The organism is Microvirga pakistanensis (genome assembly GCF_004458765.1).
GTDB classification, from domain to species: Bacteria; Pseudomonadota; Alphaproteobacteria; order Rhizobiales; family Beijerinckiaceae; genus Microvirga; species Microvirga pakistanensis.
In genome coordinates, this window is sequence record NZ_SPJX01000332.1 from 77875 (window position 1) to 102220 (window position 24346).

Genomic DNA, 24346 nt, shown 5'->3' on the forward strand with positions numbered 1-24346 from the left:
CAGACATGACATCCTCAGCCGTGCCCGCGCTCGAAACGCGCGGGCTCACCATTCGCTTCGGCGGGCATGTGGCCGTCGACAATGTGTCGTGCCAGTTCACACCCGGCACGCTCACGGCCATCGTCGGTCCGAACGGGGCCGGTAAGACGACCTTTTTCAACCTTGTTTCCGGCCAGCTGCGCGCCACGGCTGGACGGATTCTGGTCGAGGGCGAGGACATCACCTCCCTTGCTCCCTCCGCCCGCGCCAAGCGCGGCCTGGGCCGCGCCTTTCAGCTCACGAATCTCTTTCCCGACCTGACGGCACTGGAGAACGTGCGCCTTGCCGTCCAGAGCCGCGCCGAGGCAGGTTGGTCGCTGTTCAAGGTCTGGACCAGCCGCCGCGATCTCATAGCCAAGGCGGAAGAGGTGCTCGAGCGCGTTCGCCTGAGCGACAAGCGCCACATCGCCCCGAAGGCGCTTTCCCATGGCGATCAGCGCAAGCTCGAAGTCGCGCTCCTCATCGCGATGGAGCCGAAGGTCTTCATGTTCGACGAGCCCACGGCGGGCATGAGCGTCGACGAGGTGCCGACCGTGCTCGACCTCATCCAGGACATCAAACACCAGGGGCAGGCGACCGTGCTGCTCGTGGAGCACAAGATGGACGTGGTCCGTTCGCTCGCCGACCGCATTGTCGTGCTGCACAATGGCGCTCTCGTGGCCGACGGCGAGCCTGCCAAGGTCATCGCCTCACCGGTGGTGCAGGAGGCCTATCTCGGCCTGGAGGCGGCCAATGGCTGAAGCCTTGCTGCAACTCTCCGGCGTCCACACGCATATCGGCCCCTATCATATTCTGCACGGGGTGGACTTCGCCGCTCCCGCGGGCCAGCTCACCATGCTGCTCGGCCGAAATGGTGCGGGCAAGACGACGGCGCTTCGCACGATCATGGGCCTGTGGCAGGCATCGTCGGGAACAATCCGTTTCGGGGGCGAGGACATCACACGGAATACGACGCCGGACATCGCACGCGCGGGAATCGGCTACGTTCCGGAATCCATGGGCATCTTCGCAGGCCTCACCGTTCGTGAGAACATCGTGCTCGCCGCCCGCAGCGGCCCGGTGGATTCCACACGCCTCGACTGGATGCTCGGCCTTTTCCCGGCGTTGAAGCGCTTCTGGAATCTGCCTGCCGGCAATCTCTCCGGAGGACAGAAGCAGATGCTCGCCATCGCCCGCGCCATCGCGGAACCACGCCGTCTTCTGCTCATCGATGAGCCGACAAAGGGCCTTGCCCCCGTGATGGTCCGCAGCATGATCGAGGCCTTCAAGGCCCTGAAGGCCGCAGGTGAGACGATCCTGCTCGTGGAACAGAATTTCCACGCGGCATCGGCACTGGGTGACAACGTCCTCGTGATGGACGACGGACGTATCGTGCATTCGGGCCCCATGAGCGAACTCGTTGCCGACAAGAACATGCAGCAGCGCCTGCTCGGCCTTTCCCTGGATGCTCACCAATGACCGACATAGCCGTCGAATCCTCTGCGTCGACCGAGCAGCTTCCGCGCACGAAGACCGACTGGCTGCCGCTTCTGCTCGTTCCGGCGCTCGCGCTCATCGCCCTGCCCTTCGTGGGCAGCGGCTCCACCTGGGTGACCCTCACGGTCGCTGGGCTCGCCATGGGCATGATGATCTTCCTCATGGCGTCAGGCCTCACGCTGGTCTTCGGCCTCATGGACATCATCAATTTCGGGCACGGGGTCTTCATCTCCCTCGGCGCTTACGCCAGCCTTCTCGTGCTGGGCCCGCTTGGAGGTTGGGTCCAGGCGGATTCGATATGGCTGAATCTCGGCCTGCTCCTGCTCTGTATTCTTGCGGCCATGGGCTTCACCGCCGTCGTCGGCGCGGTCTTCGAGCGTGTGATCGTGCGCCCCGTCTATGGCAGCCATCTCAAGCAGATCCTCGTCACCATGGGCGGCCTGATCGTAGCCGAGCAGGCGATCCATGCCATCTGGGGTGCCTCGCCCATTGCGATCCCTCTTCCGGCGACCCTGCGCGGCGCCTTCATCATCGGTGACGTTGTCATGGAGCGCTATCGGGTGGTGGCGGTCGGCATCGGCCTCTTCGTGTTCCTCGGGATGCAGCTTCTGCTCAACCGCACCCGCCTCGGCCTCCTCATTCGTGCGGGCGTGGAGAATCCGGAGATGGTCGAGGCGCTGGGCTACCGGATCCGCCGCCTTTTCGTCAGCGTGTTCGTGGCAGGCTCCGCGCTCGCGGGCCTCGGTGGCGTCATGTGGGCCTTTTATCGCCAGACCCTCACCGCCGGAATGGGCATGGACGTGATGGTACTCGTGTTCATCGTGATCATCATCGGTGGGCTCGGATCAGTGGGCGGGTGCTTCGTCGGTTCGATCCTGGTCGCGTTGGTCGCCAATTATGTCGGCTTCGTCGAGCCGAAGCTCGCCCTCATTTCCAACATTCTTGTCATGGCTCTGGTGCTGATCTGGCGTCCGCAGGGCCTCTTTCCGGTAGCACGTCGATGAGCCGATCTCCTGCTCCTGCCTTGACTGTCGACAGAGACCGCGCGAGCGGCAGCGTCCTGACCGGTCTTCTGTCGTCGGACCTGCCCCGCTCGAAGGTGCTGACCGTCGTCCTGCTGGCCATTCTGCTCATGCTGGCGACGACGCCGTTCGTGTTCTCCGGCAGCCAGCCCCTGAGCACGGCGGCGAAGATCTGCGTGTTCATCGTTCTCGTGGCAAGCTACGATCTGCTGCTCGGCTATACCGGCATCGTTTCGTTCGCCCACACCATGTTCTTCGGCATCGGAGGCTATGGAATCGCGATCGCATCGGAGAGGCTCGGAGCAACATGGACCTCGGTGGCCGTCGGCCTCGGCACGGCCTTGTGCCTCTCGGCCCTCCTTGCCGTTGCGATCGGTCTTCTGTCCTTGCGCGTTCGTGCGATCTTCTTCTCGATGATTACCCTGGCGGTCGCATCGGCCATGGCCGTTCTGGCCTCTCAGCTTTCCACGATCACCGGCGGCGAGGATGGCCTGTCGTTCCAGCTTCCCTATGAATTGCGGCCGGCCTTCAGGCTCCTCTCGGAGCCGGTGTTCGGGGTAGCGGTCAATGGGCGTCTCATTGCCTATTACATATTGTTTTTTGCCACGCTTCTCACGTTCCTTCTGCTCCTGCGGATCGTGAACTCTCCCTTCGGCCGCGTGCTGCAGGCGATCCGCGAGAACGAATTCCGCGCCGAAGCTCTCGGCTACCGTGTTGTCGCCTATCGCACGGCCGCATCCGTCCTCTCGGCCCTTGCCGCAACGATGGCGGGCGCCCTTATGGCCCTGTGGCTACGTTACAATGGACCGGACACGACGCTGTCCTTCTCCATCATGATCGACATTCTGCTCATGGTGGTGATCGGCGGCATGGGAACGATGTATGGATCCGTGATCGGCGCTGCGCTTTTCGTCCTGGCACAGAGCTATCTTCAGGTGCTCATGGATGCCGCGAGCAAAGCACTCGCGGGAGTGCCGGTGCTGCCGGACTTGGTCCACCCGGATCGGTGGCTGCTCTGGCTCGGGGCACTCTTCGTGATCAGCGTCTACGCGTTTCCAGGCGGCATCGTCGGGCGCCTCCGACAGGCTGAGCAATAAAGTCGTAGATGGGAAACCTCGCCGGTCTGATGCGTTTTCTTTTAAAGACCGGAGGAAGCGTCCATGAGTCGTGCCTTTGTTCGTGAGGCCGAAGGCGGAGAAGCCTTCGAGGATCTGCCAGACCGGACCTTGACCCCTCATCATCTCGTCACTCCATCGGGGCTGGCCCAGATGGATGCGACGATCCAGGCCTTGGAACAACGTCTTGATGAAGCGAAAGCCGCGGATGACAAGGCCGAGATGGCCCGCCTCTCACGCGACCTGCGGTATTGGTCGGCGCGGCGTGTCTCGGCCGAGGTGGTCCCACCGCCCACCGACACAACGCATGTGCGTTTTGGGGCGCGCGTCTCCTTCGAGCGCGAAGACGGGCGGCAGCAGACCTATCGCATCGTAGGCGAGGATGAGGCGGATCCAGCGAAGGGAACCATTTCCTATGTCTCGCCACTTGCGCAAGCGCTGATGGGCAAAGAGGTGGGCGACATCATTCCCGTTGGATCGACCACGGCGGAAATCATCGGCATCACCATTTGACGATCGGTACTCAGGCTCTGCGGTCTCGTTCCGTGGACGCGTAGTAGGCTCGCTTGGCCTCATACATCCTCAGGTCTGCACGTCTGACGACCGCCTCCAGCCGCTCCCCGGGTTCGCTGGTGGCAAGTCCCATCGCGAAACTGAGCGGGAGACCCGTGTAGAACTGGTTGTTGACCTCGAGCATGTTCTCGATGCTCTCCAGCACCAGCTTTGCATCGCGCTCGTCCGTTCCCGGCATCAGGAGGGCGAACTCATCACCTCCGATGCGAGCCGCGCACGAAGGTTTGTCGACCGCCTTGCTCAGCACCTCACCGGCACGGCGCAGGAGTGCGTCCCCAGCCGCATGCCCGAGCTGGTCGTTCGCCATTTTCAGGCCGTTGAGATCGATCATGACGACGGTAACCGGAAAAGGTCCCTTGCGCTCCAGACGATTGAGCTCATCGACATAGAAGGAGCGGTTGTAGAGCTTGGTCAGCACGTCATGCTTGCCGAGGTACTCCAGATAAGCCTCTGCACGCTTGCGGGCGGTGATATCCGTCAGCGCGACCTGAACCAGCGACCAATCGTGCTCGTAGCCAGGCAGGACCGAGAACTGCAGGTGCAGATGAAGCTCGTCTCCGGCCAGGGAGTAGTTGACGACCTCCCTCTGCTGGAAAATCTTGCCGTTCCAGAGATCGATGAGCTGCTCCCTGAAGTGATCCAGCATCTCCTCGCGGAACACGTCGCCGAGATTGCTCAACAGCGTTCTCTTGTCGGGTGAGGCGAACAGTTCGAGTGTGTGCCGGTTCACGTCGATGACGCGGATTTCGCTCAAGCAACGGGCAATGAATTCCGGGTGCACATCGGTGAAAGTGCGGAAATTGCTGATCCCCTGCCGCCGAACATCGTCAAGCAAATTCTTGACCGCACTGAAATCCTCCACCCAGAGGGAAACGGGAGAATGTTCGAAAAGACCGCGTGAGTAAGTCTCGCTGATCGCCAGCTCCCGGCGAGCCGTTTCCCGTTCGGTGACATCCTCGATCGCCACGAGAACACGGTCCCACCGGCTCTCGTGCCCTGGCAGGATTGTTCCTTTGAGTTGAATGTCGAGACGCTTTCCAGAGAGATTGTAATTAACGGCGTTGCTGCCGAACTCCGTGTTTCCGTCCCAGAGCTGAACAAGCTCCTCGATGTGGGACTTGAACATGTCGGCACGGAAGATCTTGTCGAGATTGTCGACCAAATGGGCCAAGTTATCAGCTTCGAAGAGGCTGAGTGTCCTTCGATTGACCTTGATGACGCGGATCCGCCTGGAGCAGGCACGCACCCGTTCGATGTCTTCCTCCAGGTACTCTCTCAACGACACGATCCCGGCGGAACGCCACTCGTCGAAGAGCTGCTTGACGCCGCTGTAGTCCTCGAGCCAAAGGGAGACAGGCGCCAGGTCGAACATGCGCGCGTCGTCCTGTCGGTCGTCGGGTAGAGATGCTGCCAAAGAATGGGGCATGGAGGGCCTGCAGGTATTATTTCCCCGGCCATTCACCCTGAAGCTCGCATGTAATACAAGAGCAAAATACAAAAAAGGCAGGTTCTCCTTTGCCCCTTATGCCGCAAAAGCTGGCACAGCTCCTATCGAGCCCACCTGTCGCTCGGGCACAAGTCTGTTCATCCTGCGCCCGAGCCCCGCGACCTCTCTTCAACCTGGTCAGATCGCCGATGCCTCACGGCCGGTCCAGCTCCCGGGCAAGCTCTTTCATGCCTCAGCCTTCATCTGATCGACAACTGACTGGCTCATATAAGGATGCCCAGCTTCGTTCAGGGCCCGGTCCAAGGCCTCGATCGCGGTCAGGATCTTGGAGAGCTCCTCCGCCATTTCCACGGAGGGAAGCGGTGCTTCGGCGATCTGCCGTGCCATCTCGCGGCGTCGCTTGACGAGGCTCTCGCGCGCAGCATTCAGCTCCTTGATTTCCTCGGACGTCATGGGCTCCTCGTTTTCTTCCGTCGTTTCAGAGATAAGTCGGTTTGGCTGAATATGTTCGCAAGCCAGCTGCGGCAGGGTGCGCCGGATAGATTGGCTTACGCAAATCTGCCGAGCAGCTCCAAAACGGATTTGAGACGTTCCTCGGCATTCGCAATGGAGCGGGCCAGGATCAGTCGCTCCCCGTTCCAGCGAAGCTCGTCCTTGTAAGCTTCCATCGCTCGCTGGATCGGAAGTCGCTCAGCGGCTCCCGGGCGAAAACTCAGGGCTATGGCCTGCGGCCCGGCATCGACGCGTGCGACGCCTGAACGACGACAAAGCTGCTTCAGTTCGGCCAAGTTGATGAGATTTTGCAGGGGCTGTGGCAAGGCCCCAAACCTGTCTTCGATCTCCGCACAGAGATCGTCCACACTCTGCTGAGCGTCGAGCCTTGCGGTTCGAACGTAAAGATTAACCCGCGTTTCCGCGTCGATGACATAATCCTCAGGAATCCTTCCGGCGATGCCAAGGTTCAGCTCCGGCGACCAAGAATCCTCGACGCCCTCACCACGGAGCGTGCGCGCCAGCATGGCTTGATAAAGATCGGCGCCGATGAGCCGAACATGGCCGGCCTGCTCGTCTCCCAGGAGAGAGCCTGCCCCGCGCAGATCGAGATCCTGCGCGCTGATGGCGAAGCCCGCGCCGAGACGATCCAGGGCCTCGAGCGTACGCAAACGCTTCTCCGTTGCCTTCGGTAGCGTCTGATCCGGCTCCGTCAGGAGATAGGCAGCACCGCGAACGCGCCCTCGACCGACACGTCCGCGCAGCTGGTGAAGTTGCGCAAGGCCGAAACGGTCAGCGCGCCAGACGAGCATCGTGTTCGCACGGGGAACATCAAGCCCGCTTTCGATGATGTTGGTTGAAAGCAGCACATCCCCCTCTCCATCCGCAAAGCGCACCATCGCTTCGTCCGTCTCGGCCGGCGGCATCTGCCCGTGCGCCACGACCAAGTCGAGATCGGGCACGAGCTTTCTCAGCTGCTCCTGCATCGGCTCGATGTCCTCCACCCTGGAGCAAACCACGAAGCTCTGCCCGGCCCGTCTCTTCTCGCGCATGAGCGCATCGCGCACGGTGGCCGGATCGAAAGGGGTCAGGAAAGTGCGGATCGGTTGGCGCCGCGCGGGCGGTGTCGCGATAATGCTGATGTCCTGCAATCCGACGAGTGCCGACTGCAGGGTTCGCGGAATCGGTGTAGCCGTGAGCGTCAAAACGTGCCCACCCTTGGTCAGCTCCCGTAGCTTTGCCTTATGGGACGCTCCGAAGCGCTGCTCCTCGTCGATGACCGCAAGGCCGAGGTCACTGAATGCAATTCCTTTTCCGGCAAGCGTGTGTGTTCCCACGACGATCCTGATCGACCCGTCCGCCAGTCCTTTCTTGACGGCCCGCGCCTCTGCGGGAGCGACAAGGCGTGAAAGGTGCGCAACCTCCACACCGAGACCGGCGAAACGCCGCCGGAAGGTCCGAAAGTGCTGACGTGCAAGAACCGTCGTCGGCGCGACGATAGCCACCTGCTTCCCGGAAAGAGCCACGGCTGCTGCCGCACGCAAAGCGACCTCCGTCTTGCCGAAGCCCACATCGCCGCAGACGAGGCGATCCATCGGATGTCCCGAAGCGAGATCCTGCAGGACCTGCTCGATGGCGCGAGACTGATCAGGGGTCTCGGAAAAGGCGAAACGGGCAACGAAGCGCTCATAATACCGCGTGGGCGGAACAACTGGATCCAGCTCGGTCCCGTTCCTCGCTGCGACAAGTGTCTTCATCCGCTGCGCTGTTTCCTGGAGCTCGCTCTCGATTTTCCGGCGGCGAGCAGCCCACGTATTGTCGTTGAGCCTATCCAGTTTGACAGCTTCAGGAGATGCGCCGTAACGCCAGATTCGATCCATCTCCGCCGTTGGAACCATGAGCGTCGCATCATCCGCATACCCGAGGCGAACGGCGTCCTCGCTGTGGTCAGCATCGAGCGACACCCTCTCGATGCCGTCCAGCCGGCCAAGGCCATGCTCGCTGTGGACAACGATGTCGCCAATGTGAAAGCCGATATCCGTCAGTTGACCAATCGTTGACGGGGATGCGGCTGCATCCTCGCTGCTCGCGCGGCTGCCGAGAACGTCATAAGCCGTGATCACTGCAATATCCGAGGACGCGTCGATGAAGCCGCCCCTGATGTCTGCCGTGATCATAAAACGGCCCTGGAACGGGCCCGCGACGATCTCACCCCAGCTGTCGGCGCCAACAGGCTCTGGCTTTGATTCGCCCAACCTGCGGCGCAGCTGAGTTAGATCACGCTGCGTTGCGGCAAGAAGCACGATCTTCCGCTTGGCCTGATCTTGCGCCTGGATGAAACGCGACAGCGCCTGTGACGGTTTTGGAGAGCCCGCGAAGAAGGGCACGGCAGCATCGTCGTCCTCCACCTCATGAATGAGCGTCACGCGGCGTGCGTCCAGCAGACCTTGCCATTCCTGTTCCAGAATGAAGAGCCGCTCAGGCTTTACGGCGTGCTCGGCACTCGTGCGGAGACTGGTCCGACTCTCGAACGCATCGACGACCTCGTCCATCACGTCCTGACGCCGCTCCTCCGCCCGTCCTTCCATCAAGATTGCCGCCCCAGGCCAATAATCGAAGACCGTCTCTAGGCCCTCATAATATTCCGGCAGGCGGTGCTCCATTCCGGCATGACGCTCCTGCGGGGAACGGCCGTCATCCGTCTTGCTCAGCACCACCTCTGATGCGGGCTCGAGCATGATATTTGCGATCTCCTCCTCGGTCCTTTGAGAAACAGGGTCGTAGCGACGGATCGCGAGGATCCTCGCTCCATCGTGCTCGATGCGATACGGCAGGGCGGAATTGGCTGGAAAGATGTCGACAACCTGTCCGTGGATGGCCGCTTCTCCCGGCTCATCCACCCGGTCATCAAGAACATAGCCTGTGCGATCCAGAAATCGCTCAAGGAGTTCCTGCGCAAACCGATCCCCTGCCCTGAGAGACAAGCTCGCGTTCTGTATCACGTTGCGCGGCGGCAGCTTTTGAATGATGGCGGCCGGGCTCGTGATGAGCACACCCCCCTTGTCGTTGCGATCCAGCATCTGCCGGAGCATCGACATCCTCTGCCCCATCACTTCGCGCGAGGGCGAGGCGCTGTCGTAAGGAAGACAATCCCAGGGCGGCAGGAGAAAGACCTGCAGGTCTGGGGACAATCCTCGGACCGCCTTTGCCAGCAGCTCCGCCCTGCGCCGTCCCTGTGCCAGGTAAATCACCCCCTCCGCTCCAGTCGTATCTGCCAGCTCGATCAGGCGTACTGCATGGAGGCCGAGAGGCGGCGCAAGGGTAAGATGAGTATGCCCTGTGTCCTGAGGACCAATGGGCTTGGGATGCATAGGGTTCTCTTGGGGCTTTGTTGGGCGGAAGATGTGGCGAACACACTATCAACGCCCATTGGCTTCGCCAGTTGCACCTAAGAACTTCGCCTTCTCAGAAGTGCACCGATTCGCGGAGCGTTCGTCTCAGCCCGGCGCATTTCGAGCAATGCGTCCTGAAGCATGTCAATTGAGGCGCAAGCCTGAGCTCGGGATACAGCAATGGTCGTGGGATCACGCATGGAAAAACGGTCTGCGTCCCGCACCAGTTTCGCGCACCGTTCATGAACGAGCCAGCGAATCTCCTTAAGGCGTGGAGTGGGGTGCGAGATCTGCACTATCTCATCACAGACCGTAAGCACGTCTTGGGCAAGGTCCTCACGTGAATAGAGCCCTGAATAGGATCGGATCAAGCTGCGGGCCCGGTTCAAGGAATGGCGGATTTCCTGGCGCAAAATGCTGTCGTTGCTCATCGCACGTTTCCGGAAAGACCTCGCCCACGTCCGTCGGCAGGAACGATGTTGCCTTCATGCCCTCGGAAAAAACGGATCCTTACCCACGCCCGCCCGAGGCAGCCGTGGCCTTGACACGGACCAACTCCGGAATCGGAACGTCCTGCGCCGCAGTAACGGACGGACCGAACCCGGCTTTTTGTAGAAGGGGGCCGGCGATGATCGCCGCAACAAAGGCAAAGGCGAAAACGACCAAAGCAACACGCCCATAAAGGGTGGCCATATCCTTGGGTACCATTCGTCTCTCCTCGGACTGCTTCGCTTGAGGAATCATAGGAGTCGCCTTTGCTTTGGCCAAGCCGTTAACTTTCGTTTCGACCTGGAGGCGGCGGTGATGCCTTGAATGATCCCGCTTAAGCTCCGGAAAGAGCGGAGATTTCCGGTTCTGAAAATGTGAGAAATACTTTTCCACAACATGGTTAATCTCACACATATTCCTACACATTGTATCGTATTTTAGAGACACTTACATCTTTGATCAAGAAGTGGTTGGCCATCTCGCCCGTAATGAACATTCCAGCACGGAAGGGATTGAACAGAACACACGGAACCTGATCTGATGCCGCTTTCTCCTCTGTACCGTGCCGCGACGAGCCATCAGGCGCTTGGGCCTGAATTCTACGACATCGTCACGCCAGCACGCTTCCCAATGCATCACCTGCGCTATCGGAACCGGCGATGGGCGATGCGTACCGGTCTTGAGAGCCTAACGGACGAAGAGTGGATCAGACACTTCGGCATGTTCGAACCCCTTCCCGGCAGCCTGCAGGAAGCGCTCGCCCTGCGCTACCACGGGCACCAGTTTCGAACCTATAATCCCTATCTGGGCGACGGACGCGGATTTCTTTTCGCTCAACTGTACGACACCCGAAGTGACAAGCTGCTCGACCTCGCGACCAAGGGGAGCGGACAGACGCCCTGGTCGCGTCATGCGGATGGACGCCTGACGCTCAAGGGTGGCGTGCGGGAAGTCCTGGCGACCGAGATGCTGGAAGCGCTCGGCGTCCACACGTCCAAGTCGTTCAGCCTGATCGAAACCGGCGAGGAGTTGGAGAGAGGCGACGAGCCCTCACCGACACGTTCCTCCGTTCTCGTGCGCCTCAGCCATTCGCACATCCGGATCGGCACATTCCAGCGTTTGCTCTACCTGGATGAAATTCCCAACATCAGCAATCTGCTCGACTATACGATCACGACCTACATGCCCGAGATTTGGCGTGACAGCGAGGCGGAACGGGCAACTGCCTTTCTGGAAGAGGTCTGCCGTCGGGTGGCGCGCATGGGCGCTCAGTGGATGGCTGCGGGTTTTGTGCATGGCGTGCTGAACACCGACAATGTCAATATCACCGGAGAGAGCTTCGATTACGGTCCCTGGCGCTTTCTGCCCACCTATAATCCTGCCTTCACGGCTGCGTATTTCGACGAAACGGGTCTCTACGCTTTCGGCCGCCAGCCTGATGCGCTCTTGTGGAACCTGTTCAGGCTCGCGGAATGCTTTTTGCCCATTGCCGAACAGAGCAGACTCGAAGAGGCGCTCACGGCCTTCGAGCCGGCATTGCACCAGGAATTCGCGGCGGCGATCCTTCGTCGGCTCGGCCTGCGCCCCCAAAACCCCGAGCTGAACGGATTGCTCGCGAAAAGTCTCTGGACTTTTCTGCATAGCACGCAGGCCCCTTTCGAGCAGACATTCTTCGATTGGTTCGGAGGCGCGCGGAGCACTGAGCGTGCGCGGCGAAGCCCGTCCTCCTCATACTATTCCGCTACGACCTTCGAGCCGTTTCGCGACACTCTGGAACGGTTTGAGCCGCTTCCAGGAATCGTGCTCGATCATGCCGATTTTGCAAAGGAACGACCCTGTACGATGCTGATCGACGAGGTCGAAGCACTTTGGGAACCCATTGCAAACGGCGACGATTGGTCTTCCTTCAACGCCAAACTCGCAGAGATCGACCTGATGGCTGAGGCCTACGGCTTGAGGGATGCATGAACATGCGGTGCAGCAGAACGATCTGCTGCTTCCTCCCTGAGTGGTGCGAAACTCGCTATGGCTCGCTCATCAGGTTGCGCTTCCGGTTTGGATACGGACGCGCCCCAGCCACGGCCGCCGCCGCGCGGTTGTTAACCCCAAAATAACGGAAAATGGCCGCCATATGAATTTTGACGGTCCCCTCACGCAGTCCGAGAGCGTGGGCAATCTCCTTGTTCGTCTTGCCTTGCACAAGCAGATCAAGCACATCCTGCTGGCGCGATGTGAGCGGGCCGACAGACGAAGAAGCCGGCTCCGGCACAGCGGTCTTGTCACCCTTCCCCATGGATGGGGGCATATCCTCTTCTGAGGTTCCAACCGGCTCGGACGAAATATCCGCCAGACTCGGAGGGACATAGATTCCGCCACCGAGGATGAGCCTGAGGGCGGCCGCCATCTCCTCGTCGCTCAAACTCTTGAGCATGTAACCATGCACCCCCGCCTCAAGCGCCAGGAGAATGTTTCGCCGGTGGTCGGACGTGGACACGACGGCGACCTTCGTCTGAGGGAAACATGCGCGCACCGTCCGCAGGTTCGTCGGCGTTCTCATCCCTGGCGTGGAAAGGCCGAACACGGCGAGAGCCATATTCGGATATTCCCCCAGGCGTTCCAGAGCGCCATCCAAGGAATCGGCTTCGATGAGGTGCGAGCGCTTGAAAATGCGATCAAGGATTGCCTTCACAGTCATGCGAAAGTTCGCATCATCATCGACGATCAAGCCGATGGCCGGAGGCCCACTCATCGAATTTCCCCTTCAAGACGTCTGCTCGATAGAAAAGGGGACGAAAAAGTGCAACCCAGAATAGCCGCGCCAGCCAACGTGCCGCAACCTACCCAGGGCCGCACGTTACAACGTGCATCACCAACAACCTACGGCCGGTGCAAGTATATTGGGCAGAGCTGGCTCAAACCAACATTTCATGTCGATCAATGCAGCCCTCCTCAACTGAATGCAACCCATACCCCGACCAGGGTCACGGCAATCCCCGACACGCGCGTTGCCCGCTCATTCTTGATCATGCCTGCTCCAGCTAGAATGCCGAGACCATGAAGGGAGAAGCTCGCGAGCGCAAAGCCGGCGCTGTAGCCGAGACCGGAATCCTCTACCGTTCGTTCGACTCCATGCGCATAACCATGGAACACTGCAAAGAACCCGACGAGAGCCATCGTAGCGAAGGGCGCCAGCGGTTTTCCCCATGTCACAAGAGCGCCCAAGACAATCATCGAAGCCACGATACCGATCTCGAAGGCCGGAACGACAACTCCAGCCATGCCAAGTCCGCCACCAACGAGCATCATTGCGGCGAATGTCGCGGGGACGAACCAAATGGCTCGCCCGCCCAGTAACGCTGCCAACACGCCGACGCTGAGCATCGCCAGAACATGGTCCACTCCACCGAACGGATGGGTGAATCCAGCCGCGAAGCTCCAATGATAGTGTTCTCCTACATGGGCCAGAGCTGGAGTGGCGGCCATCATAGGCCCCAGAGCGAGAAGTATGCGTGTTGATTTCATGACGATTTCCCCTTCGTTTGAATTTTCTTCAAGCCGCCCCAGCCAGGCCACCAGCTCGCTCAATGAACCGAGCGATCACATCGACTCCGATGCCATCCCTTATGTTGCTGAATACGTAGGGACGCTGCCCGCGCATGCGCATGGTGTCCTCTTCCATGATCGTAAGGTCAGCTCCGACATAAGGCGCGAGGTCGATCTTGTTGACGACGAGGAGGTCCGATCGGGTGATCCCAGGCCCGCCCTTCCGGGGAATTTTCTCACCGCCCGCAACATCGATCACGTAGATCGTGAGATCGGCGAGCTCAGGCGAGAACGTGGCTGCGAGATTGTCACCGCCGGACTCCACCAAAATGAGATCCATTGCCGGAAAGCGATTTCGCATCGTGGCAATGGCCGCAAGGTTGATCGATGCGTCCTCGCGGATGGCAGTATGCGGGCATCCGCCCGTCTCGACTCCCATGATGCGCTCGACCGGGAGAGCTCCTGCCACGGTGAGAAGACGCGCATCCTCCTTGGTGTAGATATCGTTCGTGATGGCACAAATATCGTAGCGCTCGCGGAAGGTCTTGCAGAGCGCCTCCATCAGAGCCGTCTTCCCCGATCCTACCGGCCCGCCGATTCCGACGCGAAGGGGTCCTGTTTGGGAATTCATGAGCGAAAAAGCCTCGTATACTGGTTTTCGTGATGGAACGAGCCGAGATCAGCGCGGAACATTGCGCTCCCGATATGATCGAGCGACAGATTGAGCGTCTTCTCCGCCACCATCTGAACGGTGGCCGACAAAGCAGAGCAGACGCGAATTCCTGCCGTCTGCCCGATCGGGGCGAGCCGGATCGCAGCGGAAACGAACGTTTGAACGAATCCAAAGAGATAGGCAGACGAGACGATCGACAAGGGAATGTCGTGCGCTGCTGCCGCCATGCCGACGGCAACGGGATATGCGACGTCGCCTTCAATGAGGATCAGGCGGGATGACGGCCAAGCCGCGATGGTCGCGTCAAGGAAGCTGCGCCCCTGCTGGCTCGTTTCAAGGTAGAGTTCCGCGGACGGAGACAGAGCCAGTGCAAGATCATTGACGCCCTCCAAAGCAGAAGCGTCTCTATCCCGAACGGCACGATAGGCCTCACCGAGGAGAATAGCGTCGTTACGTCCAAACCCGAGCAGAAGCTGGTCCGTGAGCCATGCGACGAGTGTCTCCTCGTTCGTGACGTCTCCTGTCTCGACCGCCCATTCCAGAGTATGAGAATAGGCATAACAGCCGACAGGATAGGACGGTGATAGCCATGCGAACAGCGGCAATATCGCCATGGCTTCAGGACTTACCGCTTCGCGCTTCATCAGATCATCCATGGGCGTGCCCAGAATGATGGTGGTGGCCGTGCTCGTGATGGTAAGCCCCTCGCACAGGCTGGAAGGGACGATCGACGACCTCCACCCGCGCTCCCAGCCCGCGCAGCATGTCCATCAGCACGTGATCATAACCGATATAGATCGCATTCGGCCCTATCTCCGCCGGAACGTGCCGGTTGCCGATGTGCCAGGCGAGGTTCAGAAGCTCGAGGATGTCCCCGGTTCTGATTTCCATCAACCGCTCCGAGGCGGCTCGCACTTCGATAAGCCATCCCGTATCCAGGCGAATGGCATCGCCGTCCTCCAGCGCCTCTGCCTTTTCGAGATCGAGCAGAAAGGTGGTGCCACCATCGGCGTTCAATAGAATACGCCTGCGGTGGCGATCTCCATGGTCGAGCGTGATCACGTCCACGACGCGGTCGGCATCGACATTCGCTCGGCGGATGATGGATGTGGCGCGCATCATATCAGAACAGGAAGTAGCGTTGGGTCATGGGGAGGATGCTTGCCGGCTCGCAGACGAGGAGCTCTCCATCGGCGCGAACATCGTAGGTTTCAGGATCGACTTCGATCAACGGGGTCGCATTATTGAGCACCATGTCCTTCTTACCGATCCCACTGCGCACGTTTTCGACTGCGACAAGCTGCTTGTTTACACCAAGCCTCGACGCTAAACCGTTCTCGGCAGCCGCCCTGGACACGAATGTAACGGATGTCGCCGCAAGGGCGCGGCCATAGGCTCCGAACATCGGCCTGTAATGGACCGGCTGCGGCGTGGGGATCGACGCATTCGGATCTCCCATGAGAGCGGCGGCAATCGCCCCGCCTTTCAGCACGAGGTCGGGCTTCACTCCGAAAAAGGCAGGTGTCCAGATGACAATGTCGGCGATCTTCCCGACCTCCATCGAGCCGACGTGCTTGGAAACACCGTGCGCAATGGCCGGGTTGATCGTGTACTTGGCAATATAACGGCGGGCGCGAAGATTGTCGTTATCACCCACTTCGCCCGGCAACCCTCCACGTTGCACTTTCATCTTGTGGGCGGTCTGCCAAGTCCGAATGATGACCTCTCCCACCCGACCCATAGCCTGGCTGTCGGATGACATCATGGAGAGCGCCCCGATGTCATGAAGAATATCCTCCGCCGCAATCGTCTCTTTGCGAATGCGGCTCTCAGCGAAAGCAAGGTCCTCGGGGATCGTCGGAGAGAGATGATGGCAGACCATGAGCATGTCGAGATGCTCGTCGATGGTGTTGACCGTGTAGGGCCGCGTCGGATTCGTGGAGGACGGCAGGACATTGGGCAACCCCGCCACCTTGATGATATCCGGTGCGTGACCGCCGCCCGCGCCTTCCGTGTGGAAGGCGTGGATGGTGCGACCTTTGAAAGCCGCGATCGTATCTTCTACGAAACCGGATTCGTTCAGGGTATCCGTGTGGATCATCACCTGCACGTCGTAGGCATCGGCCACCGAGAGACAGCAATCGATGGCCGCGGGCGTGGTACCCCAATCCTCGTGCAACTTGAGCGCGCAGGCGCCCGCCTGGATCATCTCTTCAAGCGCAGCCGGCCGCGAAGCGTTGCCCTTTCCTGTGAAAGCGAGATTCATCGGAAAAGCGTCCGCGGCCTCGATCATCCGCGCGATATGCCATGGCCCCGGCGTGCATGTGGTGGCGAAAGTTCCGGTCGCAGGTCCCGTACCGCCACCAAGCATCGTGGTGATGCCGGACATGAGCGCCTCTTCGATCTGTTGCGGGCAGATGAAGTGGATGTGGGAGTCGAAGCCTCCCGTCGTGACGATCTTGCCCTCGCCTGCGATGATCTCCGTGCCAGGTCCAATGATGATATCGACATTGTTCTGGACGTCCGGATTGCCCGCTTTGCCGATAGCTGCGATCCGACCGTCCTTGATGCCGATATCAGCCTTCACTACGCCCCAGTGATCGAGGATGACCGCATTGGTGATGACCGTATCGACGGCTCCTGCGGCCCGTGCGGCCTGTGACTGACCCATTCCGTCGCGGATGACCTTACCGCCCCCGAATTTCACCTCTTCGCCGTAGGTGGTGAAGTCCCGCTCCACTTCGATCACAAGAGCCGTGTCGGCAAGGCGAATCTTGTCGCCTTTGGTCGGCCCGAACATCTCTGCGTAGGCAGCCCGAGACAAGGATGAGGGAGTTCCTGCATTCGGCATCAGAGCCCTCCCATCACAGCCTGACGGAAGCCGTAAACCTCGCGTTTGCCGGTGAACGGCACGAGGACGATCTCGCGGGTTGCCCCGGGTTCGAAACGCACGGCTGTTCCGGGCGGGATATCAAGACGCATGCCGCGCGCCTTCTCGCGCTCGAAGGACAAAGCCGGATTGGTCTCGTAGAAGTGATAATGACTGCCAACCTGAATAGGACGGTCTCCGGTATTGGCCACGATCAATGCGACACGCTCGGCACCCTCGTTGAATACAACCGCACCAGGCTGAGCCTTGACTTCCCCCGGCACATCCGTCGAGGCCGCGCCCCGGATCGGATGATGGACTGTGACGAGCTTCGTGCCATCCGGAAATGTGGCTTCCACCTGCACGTCGTGGATCATTTCGGCTACGCCTTCCATGACCTGATCGGCGGTAACGACATGGGCGCCGGCCGCCATCAGTTCGGCGACCGTACGCCCATCCCGCGCGCCTTCCACGACTGTGTCCGTAATGAGCGCTATCGCCTCCGGATGGTTGAGCTTGACGCCCCGCTCCAGGCGCCGCCGAGCGACCATGGCCGCCATGGCAATGAGGAGCTTGTCTTTTTCACGGGGTGTGAGTTGCATGAGAGAACCTTAACTGAGCCAGACACGCGGCAGGGGCTCGCCGCGAAAGCCAATGAGAAACGGGATGGCGGCTGCCCGAAGCGCCGCGATGCTCACAGCACAGAACCGGACAACCAGGAGACCATTCCAAGCACTCGCAGCAGTCTCGCAGCCGGTGCTGGAGAGGAGGTGCGAGCGGGCGAAGTCCAGACGGGCCTCTGCATCGGGCGCACCATGAACCATGGTTGCAAGCACCCGAGCTCCATTCCCGACACCCGGTTTGCTCAGGAGTTCCGAGAGCGGCCCGATCAGCCTCAGTGTGTCGGCATAGATAAGGCGCCCGCCGCGCCGAATGCGCCATCGGTCCTCGAACAGGCCATTTTGGACACATTCGGCCCGGGCCTCACGCCCAAAGACGACTGCCTCGAACAGGGTGAGACTCGCGTTCTCGGAGATGGACGCATCCATCGTCCGCGAAAGACGCGCTTCATCGAAAAGAAGTGTCTCCTGCGGAAGCCATTCGACCTTCGCTCCGGGATGCGCGTGCAGTGAGACCGACAACTCTGCAACAGGTCCGTCGGAGCGGTAGACCTTCTCGGCCGCAGGAGTCGCCAGGCAGATTTTGGCTCCGGACTGCGCTTCGATTTCGACTGCGAAACGGTCGCCGCAAGCAATTCCTCCTGCCGTATTGACGAGGACGGCATCGAGAGCGTTCCCCTCGCCTTTCGGCAAACGGATGCGCATGGACCCACTCTCCTCGATCCGCATCGGGCGCGTTAGGCCATTCAGGCCGGCCGCACTGAAGGCGACGCGCCCATTGGCACGCTGACGCTGGGGACTGGCCGCCCCTAGCGTCCCGTCAAATGGCCAAGCGTTGACGTACATCGTCTCTCCCAAGCGCCTGACGGGTCCCTTTCTGGACAATCTCGCCACGCTCCATCACGACGAAGCGGTCGGCCAGATCGCGCGCAAACTCGAAATATTGCTCGACCAGCAGAATGGCCATGCTCTTCTGCCCTCTCAGGTAATCGATCGCCCGGCCGATATCCTTGATGATGGATGGCTGGATTCCCTCCGTCGGTTCATCGAGCACAAGGAGACGGGGCCGAGTGACGAGGGCTCTGGCGATGGCAAGCTGCTGCTGCTGTCCTCCGGAAAGATCGCCTCCCCGTCGGTGCAACATCGACTTGAGAACGGGAAAGAGCTCAAAAATTTCGCCCGGAAGCCGACGCTCGGCACGCTTCAACGGGGCAAAACCAGTTTCGAGGTTTTCCCGAACCGTCAGCAACGGAAAGATCTCTCTCCCTTGAGGAACATACGCGATCCCGAGACCAGCCCGCTCGTAAGGCTGCAAAAAGGTGATGTCACTCCCGTCAAAACGGATCGCACCGCCGGAGACCGGACGATGACCCGCGATAGCCCGCAGGAGAGACGTCTTTCCGACGCCGTTGCGCCCAAGGACGCAGGTGACTTCACCCACGGCGGCTTCGACGGAAACCCCTCGCAGGGCTTGCGCGGCGCCATAGTGAAGGGAGAGGTTCTCAACGGAAAGCATCGTCATCGGCCCAAATACACCTCAACCACACGCTCGTTGGCGCTGACAGCGTCCAATGGACCTTCCGCCAAGACGGATCCCTCGTGAAGGCACGTGACCTTGACGCCAAGATCGCGAACGAAGGTCATGTCGTGCTCCACCACGATAACGGCCTTTGTTGTTGCAATGTCGCGCAGGAGGTCGACCGTATCGGCGGTTTCCTGATCGGTCATTCCGGCCGCCGGCTCGTCGATCAGCAGCAGCTTCGGCTCCTGTGCGAGCAGCATGCCGATCTCGAGCCATTGTTTTTGCCCATGTGACAGTTCCCCCGCCTTACGTCTCCGGTGGGCTGTCAGGCGTACTCGGTCCAGCAGCATATCCATTCGTTCGCGCTCACGGGGGGTTTGCCGAGCGAACAGAGTCGAGAAAGGTCCCCGCCTGCTCCTGCTGGCGAGAAGAAGGTTATCCTCGACGGAATGCATCTCGAACACGGTCGGCGTCTGAAACTTGCGGCCAATGCCAAGTTCTGCAATGGCAGCCTCGTCCAATGCGGTCAGATCGTGAGAGCCCTCGAAGAGAGCCGTTCCCTGGTTTGGACGGGTCTTTCCTGTGATCACGTCCATCATTGTGGTCTTTCCTGCACCGTTCGGGCCAATGATGGCCCGCATCTCTGCATGATCGACGGCCAGAGACAGCGCATTAAGAGCTCGAAATCCATCAAACGTTACAGTGATGTTATCGAGATAGAGCAACGCCGGAGTAATTGGTGCGGTCATGGCGCTACTCCGCCGCCTGCGAAGTCGCGGGAGCTGCTTGATGAAGTTGCGATCTTTGGCGCATCCTGTCCCAGAGCTCCTGTCCCGTTCCGAGAATGCCACGGGGCATCAGTAACGTGACGAAGACAAAGAGGCCGCCGAGAGCGAACAGCCAGAACTCCGGGAGAGCGCCGGTGAACCATGTCTTGCCCGCGTTGACGACCAGGGCTCCGAGAATGGCACCGGCCAACGTCCCGCGCCCTCCAACGGCGACCCAGATAACGATCTCGATCGAGTTCTCCGGAGCGAATTCGCCGGGATTGATGATTCCGACCTGCGGCACATACAGTGCACCGGCAAGGCCTGCGAGCATCGCGGAGATGATGAAGACGGTCAGCTTGTAGCGCTCGACTCTGTAGCCCAGGAAGCGGGTTCGGTTCTCCGCGTCCCGGATTGCCACCAACACCTTGCCGAACTTGGATTCGACCAGCCATCGGCATAGGAGGTAACCAAGTCCCAACGCAATGGCGGACACCACGAAGAGGACAAGCCTGGTCGATCCCGCCTGCAGGGGAAAGCCTAGGATGTCCTTGAAATCGGTCAATCCGTTATTGCCACCGAAACCCATGTCATTGCGGAAAAAGGCCAGCATCAGTGCGAAGGTCATCGCTTGCGTGATGATGGAGAGATAGACGCCTGTCACCCGCGAGCGGAATGCGAACCACCCGAATGCAAGAGCAAGTATGCCGGGGGCCAGCACCACCATGAGCACTGCTATCGGAAAAATGTCGGATCCGTACCAGAACCACGGCAATTCCTGCCAGTTCAGGAAGACCATGAAGTCCGGCAGAACGGGATGGGCATAGACCCCTCGCGACCCGACCTGCCGCATGAGGTACATGCCCATGGCATATCCCCCCAGCGCGAAGAAAGCTCCATGACCTAGAGAAAGAATTCCGCAGAAGCCCCATATCAGATCGACGGAGAGAGCCAGGAGAGCAAAGCAGAGATATTTTCCGAGCAAGGGCACAAGATGGTCGGGAACATGCAAGGCGGAATCTTGCGCAACCAACCCGTTGAAGATTGGAACCAGCATCGCGGCCCCGGCGAGAAAGCCTATGACAACAATCGTTTGCCTGTCGAGTACGGACCGCGTTCTCATGCTTCCACCGCCCTGCCCTTCAGCGCGAACAGCCCGCGCGGTCTTCTTTGGATGAAGATAATGATCGTGATCAGCAGAACGATCTTGCCGAGGACGGCGCCAGCATAGGGTTCTAGCATCTTGTTGGCGACGCCAAGAGTCATGGCACCGATCAAGGTACCCCAGAGATTCCCGACGCCGCCGAAGACGACAACCATGAAGCTGTCGATGATGTATCCCTGACCAAGATTGGGACTGACATTATCGATCTGGGAAAGCGCAACCCCCGCAATACCTGCAACGCCCGACCCCAATCCGAATGCCAGCGCATCGATGCGATTGGTTCGTATTCCCATGGATCCCGCCATGCGCCTGTTCTGCGTAACCGCGCGCACGTAGAGCCCCAGGGACGTATAGCGCATGACAAGGAGAAGAATGGCGAAAACCGAGAAAGCGAAAACCACGATCGCAAGGCGATTGTAGGTCAAGCTCAAGCCGCCGATCTCCAGAGCTCCCCTCATCCAACCGGGAGTGCCAACCTCACGATTGGTGGGTCCAAAGACCGTGCGTACAGCCTGCTGGAGAATGAGCGACAAGCCCCAAGTTGCGAGCAGCGTTTCAAGCGGTCTTCCATAGAGAAACCGGATGACACAGCGCTCGACGAGAACTCCCACGGCTCCTGCCGTCAGAAAGGCCAGCGGCAAAGCAATGAAGAGCGAAGCGTCGAAGAGACCGGGTGCGTGGAGGCGAATGACTTCCTGCACCATGAAAGTGGTATAGGCTCCGATCATGACCATTTCGCCATGAGCCATGTTGATGACGCCCATTGTACCGAAGGTGATGGCGAGCCCGATGGCCGCGAGGAGCAATACGGAACCGAGGGAGACGCCATACCAGACGTTCTGAAGCGCATTCCACAACGCCAGACGCGTCCTAATTCCTTCTGCCGCATCTGATGCGGCCTTCGCCAAATCCGGTGCAGAACTCGCAGAGACATTGCTCAGTAGCGCAAGAGAATCCTGGTCGCCGCGGCGGCTCAGAATTTCGACGGCGATCTTCTTTTCAACAGCGGGAGCGTCAGGCTTGTTGAGGATCACGGCAGCACGTGCGCTCTCGAGTGCGCCCCGCACACGCAGGTCGCTCTCCTGGGCAATCGCACGTTCGAGCACTGGCAATGCGGAGGCATCACGAGAACGGAACACGGCTTGAGCTGCGTTGAACCGTGTCCGCGTATCACTGCTGAGCAAAGTGAGGTTCCCAAGGGCAGCCTCGATGGCGCGCCGCACGCGATTATTCACTCGAACAGGTTTGAGATTGCCGGCACCGCCGACGATCTCACCCGTTGCCGCATCGATCATTCCGTTGGACGCTTCCCTGATGTAGACCTGCCCTGCTCCTGCCAGAAGGCGGCCGTCCCGCAGGGCTTCGACAACGGTCAAGGCGCGCTCATGGCCGCTGCCCGCGACAGCTGAAATCGCCGCTTCCGTGTCCGAATAGCTGTCAGCGGAAAACTTCGGCAAAGCCTCCTCGAAAGGGCCTGCCATGGCGCCGGCGGCCATGGCGGTCAGCAGGGCGATCGCCCGCAGAAGGATGCGCAAGCTGGTCATTCGACGATCTCGGAAAGAGAGTGAGTGAGAGCGACCATGAGGTCGCTCTCTCCTGCTCAGAGGCTTAGGCGCCGCATTTTTTCGTGACGGTGTTGTAGTTGCCGCACTTGAGCGTTTTCCAGTCGGCAATCAGATCCTTCGATCCTTCGAGGTATTTGGACCAGGCATCGCCAGGCACCAGCGAGTCGGTCTGAGACACCGTGTCAAACTGTCCATCTTCCTTGATTTCGCCGATCAGCACCGGCTTCGTGATGTGGTGGTTCGGGAGCATCTCGGACATACCGCCAGTCAGGTTGGGAACCTTCACGCCGACGATCGCGTCGATAACCTTGTCTGGGTCGACCGTGCCGGCGCCCTCGACGGCCTTGACCCACATGTTGAAGCCGATCACGTGAGCTTCCATGGGATCGTTGGTGACACGCTTGTCGTTCTTGGTGAAGGCCTTCCACTTGTCGATGAAGGCTTTGTTGTCGGGCGTATCCACTGACTGGAAATAGTTCCATGCTGCAAGATGTCCGACGAGCGGCTTCGTGTCGATCCCTGCAAGTTCTTCCTCACCCACGGAGAAGGCAATCACAGGAATATCAGTCGCCCTGACGCCCTGGTTGGCGAGTTCCTTGTAGAACGGCACGTTCGCATCGCCGTTGATAGTGGAGACCACGGCCGTCTTCTTGCCGGCCAACCCGAACTTCTTGATGTCGGCGACGATGGTCTGCCAGTCAGAATGCCCGAAGGGCGTGTAGTTGATCATGATGTCCTCGTCCTTCACACCCTTGGACTTCAGGTATGCTTCGAGGATCTTGTTCGTCGTGCGCGGATAGACATAGTCTGTGCCTGCAAGCACCCAGCGCTCGACCTTCTCTTCCTTGGCGAGATAATCCACGGCTGGGATTGCCTGCTGGTTCGGCGCCGCGCCGGTATAGAACACGTTGCGCTCGCTCTCCTCGCCCTCATACTGCACAGGATAGAACAGGATGCTGTTGAGCTCCTTGAACACCGGCAGGACCGACTTGCGCGAAACCGATGTCCAGCAACCGAAGACGGCGGCGACCTTGTCCTGGCTGATCAATTGACGGGCTTTCTCGGCAAAGAGTGGCCAGTCAGAAGCAGGATCCACCACCACGGCTTCCAACTTCTTGCCCAGAAGGCCTCCCTTCTTGTTCTGCTCCTCGATGAGCATCAGCATGACGTCTTTCAGCGTGGTTTCGCTGATCGCCATGGTGCCCGACAAGGAATGAAGAATCCCAACCTTGATCGTTTCCTGTGCCTGTACGACCTGCGTCATCGTGCCCGACATGAGCGCGGCCGAGGCCAACGCGATCAGGCTTCTCCGAGTCATCTTCAACATCGACATGGTCCTCTCCCCTGCCTGCCCTGCTTTGAGGTGCAACACGGGGGATAGAAGCAACAACCATGCCAACATTCGTTCAGCGGCAGACCAGAGCTTTGTCGTTACGGAAGTGTTACGGTCGGGGGTAAGGATTGGGCAGGCTGACTGAAAAAGGGGCACTGGCCGCAAGAGGAATTCAGCAATGCTCCAAGATATCATGATTAAAAAAGGCGAGGGAACCCGATTGGCTCCCTCGCCTCAATGTCCA

General features: G+C 60.0%; 23 protein-coding genes. 6 read left to right on the forward strand and 17 right to left on the reverse strand.

Going from position 1 to position 24346, the window contains the following annotated elements:
* The first annotated feature begins 5 nt into the window (after positions 1-5).
* The 5 genes from E4K09_RS17760 to greA all read left to right on the forward strand — a co-directional run bounded on the left by E4K09_RS17760 (position 6) and on the right by greA (position 4165).
* Complete coding sequence (locus tag E4K09_RS17760) at positions 6-779, forward strand: ABC transporter ATP-binding protein (protein WP_193557310.1); 774 nt, start codon at positions 6-8, stop codon at positions 777-779.
* Positions 772-1497, forward strand: a complete 726-nt coding sequence (locus E4K09_RS17765; RefSeq protein ID WP_134499121.1) for an ABC transporter ATP-binding protein — start codon at positions 772-774, stop codon at positions 1495-1497. The genes E4K09_RS17760 and E4K09_RS17765 overlap by 8 nt, the downstream gene beginning before the upstream one ends.
* Complete coding sequence (locus tag E4K09_RS17770; protein ID WP_134499122.1) at positions 1494-2519, forward strand: branched-chain amino acid ABC transporter permease; 1026 nt, start codon at positions 1494-1496, stop codon at positions 2517-2519. The genes E4K09_RS17765 and E4K09_RS17770 overlap by 4 nt, the downstream gene beginning before the upstream one ends.
* Positions 2516-3634, forward strand: coding sequence for a branched-chain amino acid ABC transporter permease (locus tag E4K09_RS17775; RefSeq protein WP_134499123.1), 1119 nt, complete (start codon positions 2516-2518; stop codon positions 3632-3634). The genes E4K09_RS17770 and E4K09_RS17775 overlap by 4 nt, the downstream gene beginning before the upstream one ends.
* A gap of 63 nt (positions 3635-3697) precedes the next feature.
* Positions 3698-4165: a transcription elongation factor GreA gene (gene greA / locus E4K09_RS17780; RefSeq protein ID WP_134499124.1), complete on the forward strand. Its 468-nt coding sequence runs from the start codon at positions 3698-3700 to the stop codon at positions 4163-4165.
* 10 nt (positions 4166-4175) lie between these two features.
* Here the strand turns inward: greA and E4K09_RS17785 are convergent, their stop codons facing one another.
* The 4 genes from E4K09_RS17785 to E4K09_RS17800 all read right to left on the reverse strand — a co-directional run bounded on the left by E4K09_RS17785 (position 4176) and on the right by E4K09_RS17800 (position 10264).
* Positions 4176-5651, reverse strand: a complete 1476-nt coding sequence (locus E4K09_RS17785; RefSeq protein WP_204985751.1) for a sensor domain-containing diguanylate cyclase — start codon at positions 5649-5651, stop codon at positions 4176-4178.
* Between the two features lie 246 nt (positions 5652-5897).
* Positions 5898-6125, reverse strand: coding sequence for a hypothetical protein (locus tag E4K09_RS17790; RefSeq protein WP_134499125.1), 228 nt, complete (start codon positions 6123-6125; stop codon positions 5898-5900).
* Positions 6126-6220: 95 nt separating this feature from the next.
* Positions 6221-9535, reverse strand: a complete 3315-nt coding sequence (gene mfd, locus E4K09_RS17795; RefSeq protein WP_134499126.1) for a transcription-repair coupling factor — start codon at positions 9533-9535, stop codon at positions 6221-6223.
* A gap of 531 nt (positions 9536-10066) precedes the next feature.
* On the reverse strand, positions 10067-10264 hold the full coding sequence (locus tag E4K09_RS17800; protein WP_134499127.1) for a hypothetical protein: 198 nt from the start codon (positions 10262-10264) through the stop codon (positions 10067-10069).
* Positions 10265-10585: 321 nt separating this feature from the next.
* Here E4K09_RS17800 and E4K09_RS17805 point away from each other — a divergent pair, with 321 nt between their 5' ends.
* Positions 10586-12013 (forward strand): protein adenylyltransferase SelO, encoded by a 1428-nt coding sequence (locus E4K09_RS17805; RefSeq protein ID WP_134499128.1) that lies wholly within the window; start codon positions 10586-10588, stop codon positions 12011-12013.
* A gap of 55 nt (positions 12014-12068) precedes the next feature.
* Here the strand turns inward: E4K09_RS17805 and E4K09_RS17810 are convergent, their stop codons facing one another.
* The 13 genes from E4K09_RS17810 to urtA form a co-directional block, all read right to left on the reverse strand.
* Positions 12069-12770: a LuxR C-terminal-related transcriptional regulator gene (locus E4K09_RS17810; protein WP_244610569.1), complete on the reverse strand. Its 702-nt coding sequence runs from the start codon at positions 12768-12770 to the stop codon at positions 12069-12071.
* A gap of 224 nt (positions 12771-12994) precedes the next feature.
* Positions 12995-13630, reverse strand: a complete 636-nt coding sequence (locus E4K09_RS17815; protein WP_244610570.1) for a HupE/UreJ family protein — start codon at positions 13628-13630, stop codon at positions 12995-12997.
* Positions 13596-14219, reverse strand: coding sequence for an urease accessory protein UreG (ureG, locus tag E4K09_RS17820; RefSeq protein WP_134499130.1), 624 nt, complete (start codon positions 14217-14219; stop codon positions 13596-13598). Before ureG ends, E4K09_RS17815 begins: the two co-directional genes overlap by 35 nt.
* Entirely contained in the window at positions 14216-14905 is a 690-nt protein-coding gene (locus tag E4K09_RS17825; RefSeq protein ID WP_244610571.1) for an urease accessory protein UreF, read from the reverse strand. Before E4K09_RS17825 ends, ureG begins: the two co-directional genes overlap by 4 nt.
* Before the next feature lie 4 nt (positions 14906-14909).
* Complete coding sequence (locus E4K09_RS17830) at positions 14910-15383, reverse strand: urease accessory protein UreE (RefSeq protein WP_134499132.1); 474 nt, start codon at positions 15381-15383, stop codon at positions 14910-14912.
* A gap of 1 nt (position 15384) precedes the next feature.
* Positions 15385-17112, reverse strand: a complete 1728-nt coding sequence (gene ureC, locus E4K09_RS17835; protein ID WP_134499133.1) for an urease subunit alpha — start codon at positions 17110-17112, stop codon at positions 15385-15387.
* Positions 17112-17732, reverse strand: coding sequence for an urease subunit gamma (locus E4K09_RS17840; RefSeq protein WP_134499134.1), 621 nt, complete (start codon positions 17730-17732; stop codon positions 17112-17114). The genes ureC and E4K09_RS17840 overlap by 1 nt, the downstream gene beginning before the upstream one ends.
* A gap of 9 nt (positions 17733-17741) precedes the next feature.
* The gene (locus E4K09_RS17845; RefSeq protein WP_342211357.1) at positions 17742-18455 is read right to left on the reverse strand and encodes an urease accessory protein UreD; all 714 of its coding nucleotides are present in this window, start codon (positions 18453-18455) and stop codon (positions 17742-17744) included.
* A gap of 115 nt (positions 18456-18570) precedes the next feature.
* Entirely contained in the window at positions 18571-19266 is a 696-nt protein-coding gene (gene urtE / locus E4K09_RS17850; RefSeq protein ID WP_134499167.1) for an urea ABC transporter ATP-binding subunit UrtE, read from the reverse strand.
* Between the two features lie 2 nt (positions 19267-19268).
* Positions 19269-20021, reverse strand: coding sequence for an urea ABC transporter ATP-binding protein UrtD (gene urtD / locus E4K09_RS17855; RefSeq protein ID WP_134499136.1), 753 nt, complete (start codon positions 20019-20021; stop codon positions 19269-19271).
* Positions 20022-20025: 4 nt separating this feature from the next.
* A complete protein-coding gene (gene urtC / locus E4K09_RS17860; RefSeq protein WP_425293859.1) occupies positions 20026-21096 on the reverse strand; it encodes an urea ABC transporter permease subunit UrtC in 1071 nt (356 codons plus the stop codon).
* Between the two features lie 62 nt (positions 21097-21158).
* Positions 21159-22748 carry an urea ABC transporter permease subunit UrtB gene (gene urtB, locus E4K09_RS17865; RefSeq protein ID WP_134499138.1) on the reverse strand — a complete coding sequence of 530 codons (1590 nt, stop codon included), beginning with the start codon at positions 22746-22748 and terminating at the stop codon, positions 21159-21161.
* A 64-nt stretch (positions 22749-22812) separates the two neighbouring features.
* A complete protein-coding gene (gene urtA / locus E4K09_RS17870; protein ID WP_244610575.1) occupies positions 22813-24045 on the reverse strand; it encodes an urea ABC transporter substrate-binding protein in 1233 nt (410 codons plus the stop codon).
* Positions 24046-24346 lie beyond the last annotated feature (301 nt).